11 protein-coding genes are annotated in these 13,496 nt (G+C 42.8%); all 11 read left to right on the forward strand.

The genetic code is table 11. The annotated features are described in order from the left end of the window. Positions 1 to 58 precede the first annotated feature (58 nt). The 11 genes from hpf to EP737_RS19290 all read left to right on the forward strand — a co-directional run bounded on the left by hpf (position 59) and on the right by EP737_RS19290 (position 13,088). Positions 59 to 586 (forward strand): ribosome hibernation-promoting factor, HPF/YfiA family, encoded by a 528-nt coding sequence (gene hpf / locus EP737_RS19240; RefSeq protein WP_129729981.1) that lies wholly within the window; start codon positions 59 to 61, stop codon positions 584 to 586. Positions 587 to 899: 313 nt separating this feature from the next. Continuing rightward, positions 900 to 3,410, forward strand: coding sequence for a preprotein translocase subunit SecA (secA, locus tag EP737_RS19245; protein ID WP_129729983.1), 2,511 nt, complete (start codon positions 900 to 902; stop codon positions 3,408 to 3,410). A gap of 220 nt (positions 3,411 to 3,630) precedes the next feature. After that, a protein-coding gene (gene prfB, locus EP737_RS19250; RefSeq protein ID WP_129729985.1) for a peptide chain release factor 2 occupies positions 3,631 to 4,732 on the forward strand; the annotation gives its coding sequence in 2 pieces (ribosomal slippage) (positions 3,631 to 3,702 and positions 3,704 to 4,732; 1,101 coding nt in all). A 576-nt stretch (positions 4,733 to 5,308) separates the two neighbouring features. After that, on the forward strand, positions 5,309 to 6,169 hold the full coding sequence (locus EP737_RS19255; protein ID WP_246040311.1) for a YitT family protein: 861 nt from the start codon (positions 5,309 to 5,311) through the stop codon (positions 6,167 to 6,169). A 75-nt stretch (positions 6,170 to 6,244) separates the two neighbouring features. Next, positions 6,245 to 6,583 carry a cytochrome c551 gene (gene cccB, locus EP737_RS19260; protein ID WP_129729989.1) on the forward strand — a complete coding sequence of 113 codons (339 nt, stop codon included), beginning with the start codon at positions 6,245 to 6,247 and terminating at the stop codon, positions 6,581 to 6,583. 495 nt (positions 6,584 to 7,078) lie between these two features. Beyond that, positions 7,079 to 7,765: a cell division ATP-binding protein FtsE gene (ftsE, locus tag EP737_RS19265; RefSeq protein ID WP_129729991.1), complete on the forward strand. Its 687-nt coding sequence runs from the start codon at positions 7,079 to 7,081 to the stop codon at positions 7,763 to 7,765. Beyond that, positions 7,755 to 8,648 carry a permease-like cell division protein FtsX gene (gene ftsX, locus EP737_RS19270; protein WP_129729993.1) on the forward strand — a complete coding sequence of 298 codons (894 nt, stop codon included), beginning with the start codon at positions 7,755 to 7,757 and terminating at the stop codon, positions 8,646 to 8,648. The genes ftsE and ftsX overlap by 11 nt, the downstream gene beginning before the upstream one ends. Positions 8,649 to 8,837: 189 nt before the next feature. Beyond that, positions 8,838 to 10,259, forward strand: a complete 1,422-nt coding sequence (locus EP737_RS19275) for a S41 family peptidase (protein ID WP_484068190.1) — start codon at positions 8,838 to 8,840, stop codon at positions 10,257 to 10,259. Between the two features lie 135 nt (positions 10,260 to 10,394). Next, positions 10,395 to 11,591 (forward strand): PDZ domain-containing protein, encoded by a 1,197-nt coding sequence (locus EP737_RS19280; RefSeq protein ID WP_129729997.1) that lies wholly within the window; start codon positions 10,395 to 10,397, stop codon positions 11,589 to 11,591. Positions 11,592 to 11,902: 311 nt separating this feature from the next. Beyond that, the gene (locus EP737_RS19285; protein ID WP_129729999.1) at positions 11,903 to 12,436 is read left to right on the forward strand and encodes a hypothetical protein; all 534 of its coding nucleotides are present in this window, start codon (positions 11,903 to 11,905) and stop codon (positions 12,434 to 12,436) included. A gap of 1 nt (position 12,437) precedes the next feature. Beyond that, positions 12,438 to 13,088, forward strand: a complete 651-nt coding sequence (locus EP737_RS19290) for a PspA/IM30 family protein (protein WP_129730001.1) — start codon at positions 12,438 to 12,440, stop codon at positions 13,086 to 13,088. The last annotated feature ends 408 nt before the right edge of the window (positions 13,089 to 13,496 follow it).

Consider the following 13,496-nt stretch of genomic DNA (forward strand, 5'->3'; position numbering starts at 1 on the left):
GGATATTCGACATCCCGTCGAATATAGTACTACATAGCTTGAAAGGAGGAGTTCATCTATGAAATTCAACATTCGCGGTGAAAATATTGAGGTAACTCCAGCACTAAGAGAGTATGTGGAGAAGAAGCTCAGCAAGCTTGAGCGCTATTTTGATACCTTTCCGGAAATCAAAGTAAATCTTAAGGTGTACTCTGATCAGCAGCGTGTGGAAGTGAATATTCCGTTTCCAGATTTATTGCTTCGTGCCGAGGAAGCTCACACAGATATGTACGCAGCAATTGATTTGGTCGTTGATAAATTAGAAAGACAAATTCGCAAGCATAAAACAAAAGTAAATCGCAAAGTGCGTGAAAAGGTTGCCGTGGCAGCGACAGAAGCCCCATCCCAAGACGTTCTTGATGAGGATGATATTGAGCTTGTGCGTACGAAGCGATTTGACCTCAAGCCAATGGACATTGAAGAAGCCATTTTACAAATGAACATGCTAGGACATAATTTCTTCGTGTTTACAAATTCTGAAACAAATGAAACAAGTGTTGTGTATACACGTAGGGATGGAAAATACGGCTTAATTGAGACAAAATAATGATTTATGCGAGGCGCGTTCCGAACGGATCGTGCCTTTTGTGTGCGCACCCAGTTCTGCAAATTGTTAATCTTAGAGAGGCTCCCCGCCCTGCCCTCGTGTCTGTCCTTTTGCTATAGTATTGGCATATTTATAATGCAAGTGTTACAATTAGCCTATCTTGACTTTTCTTTCTTACTTTTAAAAGTCCTCGTATTATGTATATAAATAAAGAACTACTAAGAAAGTTTTAGGCTTTCTATAATGAAAGCAATAATGAAATAGCATTTTCAGTTCATTTGAAAAATTTTTCGGTAAAAGAGGAGCGTATGCCATGATTGGGATTTTAAAAAAGGTATTTGATACGAATCAACGTCAAATTAACCGTATGCAAAAAATCGTGGATCAGATAGAAGAATTAGAGCCGCAGATTTCTGCCTTATCCGATGAACAGCTGCAGGCAAAGACACCAGCATTTAAGGAGCGTCTCACAAAAGGTGAAACGTTGGATGATTTGCTTCCAGAAGCTTTCGCAGTTGTTCGTGAGGCTGCGAAGCGCGTACTTGGTATGCGTCCGTATCAGGTTCAGCTCACGGGGGGCCTTGCCCTTCATGAAGGAAACATCGCTGAGATGAAAACAGGGGAAGGGAAAACCTTAACTTCTGCGCTCCCGGTATATCTGAATGCTTTAACAGGAAAAGGCGTGCATGTCGTGACGGTTAATGAATACCTAGCACATCGTGATGCAACCGAGATGGGAAGGCTTCATGAGTTTCTTGGCCTGACAGTTGGTCTAAACCTGAACTCGCTATCTCGTGAGGAAAAGCAAGTGGCTTATGCAGCTGATATTACGTATACGACAAATAATGAGCTTGGTTTCGATTATTTGCGCGATAACATGGTGCTGTACAAGGAACAGTGTGTACAACGCCCGCTTTCCTTTGCGATTATAGATGAGGTAGACTCAATTTTAATTGACGAAGCACGTACACCTCTTATTATCTCCGGACAAGCGAAAAAGTCAGCAGATCTGTATATATTCGCGAATGCATTTGTGCGCACGCTCAATAAGGAAGCCGATTTTTCTTACGATGAAAAAACAAAAAATGTCATGCTGACAGAAGAGGGCATCACAAAAGCGGAAAAGGCGTTTCATATTGAAAACCTATTCGATTTAAAACATGTAACGCTGCTGCATCATATTAATCAGGCGCTTCGCGCACATGTTGTCATGCAGCGCGATATTGACTACGTGGTGCAGGACGGTGAAATTGTAATTGTTGACCAATTCACAGGCCGCTTAATGAAGGGGCGTCGTTATAGCGAAGGCTTGCATCAGGCAATTGAGGCAAAGGAAGGCGTCGAAATTCAAAATGAAAGCATGACGCTTGCGACGATTACATTCCAAAACTACTTCCGGATGTACGAAAAGCTTGCTGGTATGACTGGTACAGCGAAGACGGAAGAAGAGGAATTCCGTAATATTTATAATATGAACGTCCTTGTCATCCCTACGAATCGTGATGTGCAGCGTGATGACCGTCCAGATTTGATTTTCAAATCTATGGAGGGCAAGTTTAACGCAGTTGTGGGGGACATTGTGGAGCGCCATCGTAAAGGACAGCCTGTTCTTGTTGGTACAGTTGCAATTGAAACATCGGAGCTGATTTCCAAAATCCTTACGCGCAAGGGCGTGCGTCACAACGTCCTAAACGCCAAAAATCATGCGCGTGAAGCTGATATTATTGCGGATGCTGGACAAAAGGGAGCCGTAACCATTGCAACAAATATGGCGGGGCGCGGTACGGATATTAAGCTAGGAGAAGGCGTGAAGGAAGTTGGCGGCCTTGCGGTTATTGGTACAGAGCGCCATGAAAGCCGACGTATTGACAATCAGCTGCGCGGTCGTTCGGGGCGTCAAGGTGACCCGGGTGTCACACAGTTCTACTTGTCCATGGAGGACGAGCTTATGCGCCGCTTCGGCTCTGATAATATGAAAGCGATGATGGATCGTCTTGGTATGGATGATACACAGCCGATTGAAAGTAAAATGGTTTCTCGTGCAGTAGAATCGGCCCAAAAACGTGTAGAAGGAAATAACTTTGATGCACGTAAGCAGCTATTACAATATGATGATGTGCTTCGTCAGCAGCGCGAGGTGATTTACAAGCAGCGTCAAGATGTACTTGAAGCAGAAAATCTTCGTACGATTATTGAAGGGATGATGCAGGGTACGATCGAAAGATCCGTAGCAGCTCATACGGCAGAAGATCTTGAGGAAGAATGGAACATAAAAGGTTTAATTACTTTCCTTGAGACAACGGTTCTTGAAGAAGGCGATATAACAGAGGACGAGCTGCGCCGCCTCGCTCCGGAGGAGATGAGCGAGGTCATCATCCAAAAGGTGAAAGAGCATTATGATGCGAAAGAGGAGCAGCTTCCATATGAACAGCTTCGTGAATTCGAGAAGGTAGTTGTGCTGCGCGTTGTTGATTCAAAGTGGATGGAGCATATTGATGCGATGGATCATTTACGCGAAGGCATTCACTTGCGTGCGTATGGCCAAATTGACCCGCTTCGTGAGTACCAAATGGAAGGGTTCGCGATGTTCGAAGCAATGGTTGCGGCTATCGAGGAAGAAGTATCTCGTTACATTATGAAGGCGCAAATTGAGAACAACTTAGAGCGTCAAGAGGTTGCACAAGGAGAGGCTGTTCATCCAAAAGATGACGGCGCTGACGTAAAGAAGAAGCCTGTTGTGAAGGGTGAACAAGTTGGCCGCAATACTCCATGCCCATGTGGCAGTGGTAAGAAATATAAGGCTTGTCACGGTGCATTTGAATAAAATTAGGACTAATCTCCCTTGTTCCTTAGATTAAGAAAGCATTCCTTTTTGGGTGCTGTCAGCTTTTTCTCGCTTTTCTTATATGAATGGTTGACTTCAAGCAGGGATTTGAGGGAAGATACAACATATACACGTCATGCGGGCAAACTCTCTCTGCTTAGGCAGAGAGAGTTTGCTTTGTGAATAAGCTATCTTCAAATACAATATAGAGGTGGATAACATGGAATTAACAGAAATTCGACAAGAGTTAGAGAAAATGGCTAAGCGATTAGCGGACTTTAGGGGGTCTCTTTGACCTCGCTGGCAAAGAGCAGCGTATTGAAGAACTAGATGAAATGATGTCTGACCCTAGCTTTTGGGATGATCAAAAAAGCGCACAGGTTGTTATTAATGAAGCGAATGTGTTAAAGGAACAGGTTGGGCAGTTTAACGAAATGAATGAAATGCACGAAAACTTGGAAGTAACCCATGAGCTTGTGAAAGAAGAATACGATGAAGAACTGAAGCAGGAGCTTGAGCGTGAGGTTCGCACGCTTTTACAAAGCATGAACGAATTCGAGCTTCAGCAGCTGCTAAGCGATCCATATGACAAAAATAATGCGATTTTAGAATTGCATCCAGGTGCAGGTGGAACAGAGTCGCAGGACTGGGGCAGTATGCTGCTGCGTATGTATACACGCTGGGCAGAAAAACGCGGCTTTAAAGTAGAAACACTGGATTACTTGCCGGGTGATGAAGCAGGTATTAAGAGCGTCACGCTTTCAATCAAAGGACATAATGCGTATGGATATTTAAAAGCCGAAAAAGGTGTACACCGCCTTGTACGTATTTCTCCATTCGACTCTTCGGGCCGCCGGCATACATCATTTGTATCCTGCGAGGTTATGCCGGAGTTTGACGACAATATTGAAATTGACATCCGCACTGAGGATTTGAAAATTGACACGTACCGAGCAAGTGGTGCGGGTGGACAGCATATTAACACGACGGACTCTGCTGTTCGGATTACACACGTTCCTACAAACACGGTTGTAACATGTCAGACAGAGCGTTCTCAAATTAAAAACCGTGAGCGTGCGATGAAAATGCTTCAGGCGAAGCTCTATCAAAAGAAATTAGAAGAGCAGCAGGCGGAACTGGACGAGATTCGCGGTGAACAAAAGGAGATCGGCTGGGGCAGCCAAATCCGCTCCTACGTGTTCCATCCATACTCCCTTGTAAAGGATCATCGTACAAATACCGAGATTGGAAATGTACAAGCAGTCATGGACGGAGAAATTGATACGTTTATTGACGCATACCTGCGTTCTCGCATGGCATAAAAGCAAAACATGCGGTTCTGCAAAAGATAATGCAGGGAAGTAGCCCTTATGATCCTCGTCACAAAAGGTAGTTTTCTTTTGGTGGCGGGGTTCTCTTATGAATAAGGAATCTCTTAGATGAGACTCTTTCACTTAGCTTTAGGCTGCCACTTCATAAGGCTGAGGAAAGATTAAAGATCATAAAGAAAACTCGCCGATTGGCGAGCCCTACTTATACTGTGTTCCTAAAATTTCCGACCACGTCGAATTCACTTCTTGCTGGAAATTTATACTTTCCTACAGTATAAAAAAATGCCAACGCGATGTTGGCGAATGGGGAGAAAACGGAGAATGTCTTTGTATTCTCTCTATTGGGGAATATAAGGGGAAGAGAAGTTGTATAGCAGCTTCTCTTTTTATGAATGGCATGTATATCATAATCGATATACATATTTGCTGTAAAAAGTCGAAAATTAAGGAATATATAGAGAGGGCTTATAAAAACCCTTCTTATAATGTTTGCTTTCGATAGTACAGAAAATAGAAAAGTATTACTGTAAATAAAAAAAGATATAGCGTGTTTTGGGGGATTTAAAAGTGAAACGGAACGAAGTAGATTATCATCCAAGTGTAGGAATCATCTTAGAATATTTGTACATTCTTCTTGGTTCGGCTGTTATTGCAATTGTTTTTAATGTAGTTTTATTGCCAAACAAAATTGCTTCAGGCGGTGTAAGCGGCATTAGTACGATTTTGTATGCTGTATTTAACTGGCAGCCCGCTTATGTACAATGGTGCTTTAATATTCCTTTGTTTATTGCCGGGGTTATCTTTCTTGGTAAGAAGTTTGGCGCCAAAACGCTTATAGGCACTTTGTTTTTACCCTTTGTTGTGTATTTAACACGGGATTGGCAGCCGGCGACACATGAACCATTGCTTGGCGCTTTATTTGGCGGTGTTGGAGTTGGTATTGGCCTTGGGATTGTCTTTCGCGGGAAGGCTTCTACAGGCGGAACGGATTTAGCGGCACAAATTGTTCATAAGTATACAGGGCTGAGCCTGGGGATGTGTGTTGCGGTCATCGATGGCTTGATTGTAGTAACGTCTGCAATTGTATTTAGTCTAGAGAGTGGAATGTATGCTCTATTGAGTTTATATGTGACAAGCAAAACAATTGATATTATCCAGGTCGGCTTTAGCCGCTCGAAAACAGCGCTGATTATTACGAATCACGAGCAGGAAGTGCGGCGCGGTATTTTTGAGGAAATTGACCGCGGTGTAACAACGTTTCCAGGGAAGGGCGGCTTCACAGATGATGAGCGTCCTGTACTGATGTGCGTTGTACACCAAAGGGAGTTCACAAAATTGAAACAACTTGTGCGACGTCTTGATCCTTCAGCCTTTGTTATCGTAATGGATGCCTCAGAGGTGCTTGGGGAAGGATTTAGCAGAGCATAATTTTTTTCCAAATCACGGAAGGGTTATTATAATAAAAAATGGTATGAAATTCTTTCCAAGTAGGAGGTGAGAAAAATGAATAAGAAATTGTTAGCTGTTGTGGCAGGGGCAACTCTTCTTTTAAGCTTAGGTGCATGTGGAAAAACAGAAGAAAACACATCTTCTAATTCAAAATCCAATCAAACGGCAAGTAGTGGTGCAGATCCGGATAAGGTGTTTCAGCAAAGCTGTGCAAGCTGTCACGGCAATGATCTTCAAGGGCAGATTGGACCAAACCTGCAGAAGGTTGGCAATAAATACAGCCAAGAAGAAATTGAGAAAATTATTTTAAATGGACGCGGCAGTATGCCGGCCGGAGTTGTTGAGGGCGAGGATGCAACGAAGCTTGCAGAATGGCTTTCCCAAAAAAAATAAAGACGCAGGAACCTTTTGCTGCTTAGAGCAGAAGGTTCTATATACCCTCTCTAGGCTTAAGTCACTTCTTTTAGTGTAATTTCCACCTCAGAAACCATTCAACGTAGTAGAGATGTTAAATGTAATGAAGCTGCTGTTTTTACCTAACGTCTCGCCAATCAGCGAGTTTTCTATGCACGTTAGGAAAGTATAAATTTCCAGCTGGAGGCGAATTCGACGCAGTCGGAAATTTTAGGAATAAAGTATAAGTGCAACTACGCCTCTGTCTGCGCCTAACGGCTTGCCAATCAGCGAGTTTTCTATATCTGACAAAAGGTACTCTTTTTCTTGTTTGTAACAAAACTGTAATAAAAATGTAGATACATTTGAAAAATAATGATGTTACAATGAGGAGCGTAGCTAAAAGCGTTTATTTTTTTGCGTAGATTTTCAGGAAATTTGTCGTATAGATTTGAACAGTGTCGAAGGGAAAATATGTTTGATCGGGTGATGTAAATGATAAGAATGAACAATGTATATAAAACATATTCAAACGGCGTAAAAGCTATCAATGGGATTTCCGTGAACATTAAGCAGGGTGAATTTCTTTATGTAGTCGGACCGAGCGGAGCAGGGAAATCAACCTTTATTAAGATGATGTACCGTGAGGAAAAGCCGACCACGGGTTCTATTAATGTAAATACTATTTCAATAGAGTCTCTGCGCGAGCGGGATGTTCCACATTTCCGTCGTCAAATTGGCGTAGTCTTTCAGAACTATCGTCTTCTTCCAAAAATGACAGTCTATGAAAATGTGGCATTTGCCTTAGAGGTTATTGAAGAGGAGCCAGCAGTGATTGAAAAACGCGTGATGGAAGTATTAAAACTCGTGAAACTTGAACATAAAGCACAATCTTTTCCCACTGAGCTTTCTGGAGGCGAACAGCAGCGCGTAGCGATTGCCCGCGCTATTGTGAATAATCCAAAGGTTGTAATTGCGGACGAGCCAACAGGAAACTTGGATATGAATACCTCTTGGGAGATTATGGATATTTTTAAAGAGATTAATGAACAAGGTGCAACAGTTATTATGGCAACTCATAATGCTGATATTGTGAATACAATTCGCCACCGCGTAATTGCAATCGAAGGCGGAACAATTGTGCGCGATGAGGCTGAGGGAGGATACGGCTATGAAGATTAAAACCTTTTCCCGGCACTTGCGTGAGGGAGCGAAAAGTCTGGCACGAAATGGCTGGATGACATTTGCTTCTATCAGTGCTGTGACGATTACACTCTTACTTGTCGGGGTATTTTTGGCAGTTATTATGAATATGAACCACTTTGCTTCAAAGGTTGAAAAGGATGTAGAGATTCGTGTGCACATTGATCCGGCTGCCACTAAGGAGGATCAGGAGGCCTTAAAAGCAAGTATTCAAAGCCTCCCAGAAGTTGATTCTATCAAGTTTTCTTCTAAACAAGATGAATTAAAACGTGTAATTAAAAGTTTTGGAGATAGCGGCAAGTCGTTTGAGCTATTTGAACAGGACAATCCGCTGAAGGATGTATATATTTTAAAAACGAAGAAACCTACTGATACAGTAAAAGCAGCCAAAAAAATCGAAAAGATGCAATTTGTAAGCATGGTACAGTATGGTAAAGGTCAGGTTGAAAAGCTTTTCAGCACAGTGAAAATCGGGCGTAACATCGGAGTGGTTTTAATTGCCGGTTTGTTGTTCACAGCTATGTTTTTGATTTCAAATACAATTAAGATTACAATTTATGCAAGACGTACAGAAATTGAGATTATGAAGCTTGTCGGTGCGACGAATTGGTTCATTCGCTGGCCATTTTTGCTTGAAGGCTTGTTCCTCGGTGTGCTTGGTTCAATCCTTCCGATTGCCTTAATTTTAACGGCATACAACTCTGCGCTTAGTGTGCTGAATGAAAAATTAACAGGTACAATTTTTGAAATGCTTCCTTATAACCCATTTGTGTTCCAACTTTCTGCGCTGCTTCTGTTGATTGGTGCGGTTATTGGGATGTGGGGAAGTGTAATGTCGGTACGCAGATTCTTGAAAGTGTAACAATGACTCGATAAAAAAGTTGCAAACATATTTCGTACAAGCTTATCATATAGTAGGTATAGGTTGGGCATCGCACAGTAGTGTGATGCCTTTTCATACACATACATATTACTCGGCTAATTTTTCTCGTATCTACAAATGCGGTTGAAGGACCGAAATATTATGCGAACCGGAAAGGAGAGTTCCGCATTGAAACGTAAAGTGGCTATCGTTTGGATTATTGCGGCGTTTTTGTTAGGAGCAGGCGGAATGTTTGCCGGCGGACGTTATTGGCTTGGAGCAGGACAATTGGGTCAATCCGACTCGGCGACCAAGGAATCTGATTTACAGAAGATTGAACAGGCATATGACCTCATTGATTCCCGGTATGTAAAGGATGTGGATGATCATAAGCTTGTAGAAGGAGCTATTCAGGGGATGCTTGGAACGCTGAAGGATCCATACTCTGCTTATATGGATAAGGAAACAGCGACTCAATTCCAGCAATCTTTAGATTCATCGCTGGAAGGCATCGGTGCAGAGGTGAACAAGGTTGACGACAAGCTTATTATTATTTCTCCGATTAAGGATTCACCTGCTGAGAAGGCGGGGATCAAACCAAATGATCAAATTGTAGCGGTAGATGGAAAAAGCGTAGCCGATTTAACACGCGAAGAGGCAGTACTCAAAATCCGCGGGAAGAAAGGGACTTTTGTGACCCTTGATATTAAACGTCCAGGAACAGATGGGACAATTACGTTTAAAATTAAACGCGATACAATTCCAATGCTAACAGTGTTTAGTTCGGTTAAGAAGGAGAATGGAAAGGATATCGGGTACCTGCAAATTACCTCCTTCTCAGAAGATACAGCGAAGGAATTTGCAAGCAAGCTTGGGGCACTGGAAAAGAAGGATATCTCAGGTCTTATCATTGACGTGCGCGGGAATCCAGGCGGATATTTAGAAAGTGTGGAATCGATTTTGAAGGAGCTTGTAACGGATAAAAAGCCAATGCTGCAAATCGAAGATCGAGACGGTAAGAAGCAAAAGTATTTTACAGATTTAAAAGAACGTAAGCCATATCCAATTGCTGTCTTAATTGACAACGGCAGCGCATCCGCATCCGAAATTTTAGCAGGAGCGCTCAAGGAAGCGGAAGGCTACCCGCTTATTGGCGTAAAATCATTCGGAAAAGGAACGGTTCAGCAGGCAGTGCCGATGGCTGATGGCAGCAATATTAAGCTTACAATGTTCAAATGGCTAACACCAGACGGAAATTGGATTCATCAAAAGGGAATTGAGCCGACGCTGGAAGTGAAGCAGCCTGCCTACTACTATGCTACACCAATTCAGTTTGCAAAGACCTTGTCCTTTAACGATAACAATGACCAGGTGAAAAGTGCACAGCAGCTCTTAAATGATCTTGGCTATGAGACAGGACGCAAGGACGGCTACTTTAGCAAGGAAACAGAATCAGCGGTGAAAACATTCCAGCAGACAAATAAGCTCGAAGCAACTGGTAAAATTGATAAACAGACGGCAGAAGCGATTCAAAACAAAGTAATAGAAAAAATTCGCTCCGGTGAAAATGACTTACAGCTGCAAGCAGCAGTGAAATTACTGGCGAAGTAAGACAGGGATTTCATAGAAATTGTCGAAAAGTATACAGACAGAGTGTCTGTATACTTTTTTGTATGAACAAAAACGAAAAAAGCCGTGAGTATGATAAAATTAAAAAAGAAAGCTTATAAGTAAGGTGGTGTAGCAATGAGTATAGTTGTTTCAGAGATACTCAACGCATTTGGGCGCTTTTTTATGCATCCTGTTTTTTATATATTCTTTATCAGCAGCTTATTAGCTGGGTATTGGCGCGTAAAGCGGGAGCGCAAGGATTTTTCATTTAAAGTGTATGATGTTTGGTACGAGCTTCGTACATCTGCCACGTCAGGTATTGGCTTTGGGATGATACTATCTGTGATCTTTATTGGCGTCGGTATCATCCTTTCGAAAGCAAGTCTTCTCATCATCGCTTGTTGGACCATTTTGTTTGCGCTTCTCACGCAATATCGTTATTTATCAGCAGCCTACAGCTTTGGCATTGCTATTTTTTATTTTTTGCTTTCTCCATCATGGAAGACAGGGCAGCCTCTGTTGGATGCATGGCTGGCAGACAGCAGCGCTACCAATTTAACGGCGCTTGCGGTGCTAATGGCGTCTCTGCTTATTGTAGAGGGTCTGCTCATTTTAGGACGAGCTTCGCGTATCTCTACGCCAAAGGTCTTAAAAGGAAAGCGTGGTATGTCTATTGGCATGCATGTTTGCAAGAGGCTTTGGTTCGTCCCGATTTTTATCTTGGTGCCAGGGGATGCAATGACGAAGGTGTTTGCTTGGTGGCCGGTAATCACGATTGATACTAATGTGTTTTCTCTTTTCCTTGTGCCATTTAGCATCGGATTTTCTAAATCGATAAAAGGACAGCTTCCTAGCCGGGCAATCTTTTATACTGGACGACGTGTAGCTGGTTTAGGCCTTTTTGTGCTACTGTTAGCGGTCATTAGTTACTGGCTGCCGGGGATTGCGATTGCAGCTGCAGGTGCCGCAATGCTTGGCCGGCTTTCCATTACGATTCGCGAGCAAATAGAGGATGAAAAACATCCGGCATTCTTCTCGCCGAAAGGTGCCGGCTTAATGATTTTAGATACGCTTCCGAATTCGCCTGCTGAGGAAATGGGCCTTAAGCCAGGAGAGATTATCTCAAAGGTAAACGGTGTTGTACCAAAATCGCTTCGCGAGTTTTATCAAGCGCTTCAGCACAATACATCGGGAGCTTTTTGCAAGCTTGAGGTGATTGATGTCAACGCCGAGCCGCGTATCCTGCAGCGCGCCATTTTCGAGAATGACCACCATGAGCTAGGGATTATTTTTGTACAGCGTGATTATGATTTGGATATAGAAGCGGTGTAATTTTGTGCTTGGTGATAAAAGTTTAGAATCCTGGCAGAGGTAAATATACTTATCAAAAAAGCTACGTACGATTCCTCGTTACTGTAGCTTTTTTCTTTTTTACACTTTCAGAAAGTATAAAGTTCTAGCTAGAAGACAATTCGACGTAGCGAGAAATTTTAGGAATACAGTATAAGTAGGGCTCGCCAATCGGCGAGTTTTTTTTATTAAGAAAATATTTATGTTCTTTAGGATTTTCACTGTATTTTCTCTTTTCTCTACTACAATTCAAAGTGTAGACAAGGTAGCTTATCGAAAAGGAGGTGACAGTGATGAAAAAAGGAAAATGGCTTGTGTGGGCGTTTATTACTGTAGCAGTGTTTGTAATTGCGCGCATCACATTCCAGCAGCTTAACGTGTTTGGAGGAGGCTTCGGATCACAAGGCATGCATCAGTTCCAAGGCGGCGGATTTGCTCCAGGAGGACATTTCCGTGGCGGCACAGAGTTTTCTTCTGGAATGGGTAGACATGGTCATATGCATGGCTTTGGGATTATCCATATTCTGATACAAGCCGGTCTTTTCATAATCGGATGGGTGACATGGAAGCTTGCCGCGGGCAATCGAATCCGTAAATGGATTGGAATTGCACTCATGGTATGGGCAGCTATTCTGTTATTGCCAAAGGTGCTGATTCTTCCGATTATTCTTGTAGCAGCTTATCTTGCTTATAAAAACGGCCGAAATGAGGACGCCTCTTCTGCAAATTATGTACAAGCAGAAGCAGCAGGCGTTTCTAGCTTGGATTCACATAAACTTGATTACTTAGACGAATGGGAAAATAAAATCCATAAGGAGGAGCAGTAAGATGGGGATTTTTAGACGAATAAAAAATATCGCACTTGCTGATGTGCATAGTGTGCTTGATAAAGCGGAAGATCCACTCAGCATGATCAAGCAATACTTGCGCGAGATGGAGGAGCAGCTCGTAAAGGCGCAGCAGGCACTGTCTGAGCAGCTGTTTTTGGAGAAAAAGTATGAAATGCTTACTTTGCAAACGCAGGAAGCTGTTGAAAAGCGCCTTAGACAAGCAAACCTTGCAGTGGAGCGAAATGAGGACGAAATTGCAAAATTAGCGCTGCAGGATAAGATTGTACAGGAACGCAAGCTAGCATCGTACAAGCAACAGTATGAAGTGATGCAAGTACAAACTACTAATTTGTATGAAAAGGTAAAGGCTCTGCAGGAAAAGTATGAAGAGCTGAAGCTAAAGCAGCAGGAGCTGATCGCCAGAGCGCATGCTGCGAGGGCTGTGAAGGAAATTAATACAACAATTGCGTCTTTTAATGCAGATAACGCAATGCGCGGCTTTGCCAGAATGGAAGAGCGCATCTGGGCGTTAGAAGCTGAAGCAAAAGCAAGCCAAGAAATTGCAGCTCCACATCAACCGAGCATGAACCCCCTCTTGCAGGCTGAAGTGGAACAGCAATTGGAACAGTTAAAAGCAGCGAAGTCCTAAGGAAGGACAAGCTGCTCGACTTAGCTAAACCCTTTCTCATGTTATGCCTTACCCCCCTTATTTAATATAAATTGTTGTCCCTCCGTTTGGGGGGATTTTTTTTATACTTTAAGAAAGTATAAATTTCTAGCAGGAAGACCATTCGACGTAGTGAGAAATTTTAGGAACAAAGTATAAGTGCAACTACACCTCTGTCTTCGCCTAACGGCTTGCCAATCGGTTACTGTAAGAAAGGATAACTTTTCGGGGCGATGTCTAGCTCCCAAGGCCAAAGTGGCAGCGTAGGGCTGAACCTCCGCAAAAGGAAAAAAGCGTCTTTTACTCCGGCCCACCCCTACGCTGCCATAAAAGGCGGCCCTTGTCTGCTTTTCTTAATGCTTTCAGCATTCGTTTCATCTTCTTATAGTG

Source organism: Ectobacillus funiculus (genome assembly GCF_004138295.1).
Lineage (GTDB): Bacteria > Bacillota > Bacilli > Bacillales > Bacillaceae_G > Ectobacillus > Ectobacillus funiculus.

Bases quoted from the DNA above. Each gene is read 5' to 3' on its own strand.
- hpf (WP_129729981.1), top strand. From the start codon at position 59: ATGAAATTCAACATTCGCGGTGAAAATATTGAGGTAACTCCAGCACTA.
- secA (WP_129729983.1), top strand. From the start codon at position 900: ATGATTGGGATTTTAAAAAAGGTATTTGATACGAATCAACGTCAAATT.
- cccB (WP_129729989.1), top strand. From the start codon at position 6,245: ATGAATAAGAAATTGTTAGCTGTTGTGGCAGGGGCAACTCTTCTTTTA.
- ftsE (WP_129729991.1), top strand. From the start codon at position 7,079: ATGATAAGAATGAACAATGTATATAAAACATATTCAAACGGCGTAAAA.
- ftsX (WP_129729993.1), top strand. From the start codon at position 7,755: ATGAAGATTAAAACCTTTTCCCGGCACTTGCGTGAGGGAGCGAAAAGT.
- EP737_RS19280 (WP_129729997.1), top strand. From the start codon at position 10,395: ATGAGTATAGTTGTTTCAGAGATACTCAACGCATTTGGGCGCTTTTTT.
- EP737_RS19285 (WP_129729999.1), top strand. From the start codon at position 11,903: ATGAAAAAAGGAAAATGGCTTGTGTGGGCGTTTATTACTGTAGCAGTG.
- EP737_RS19290 (WP_129730001.1), top strand. From the start codon at position 12,438: ATGGGGATTTTTAGACGAATAAAAAATATCGCACTTGCTGATGTGCAT.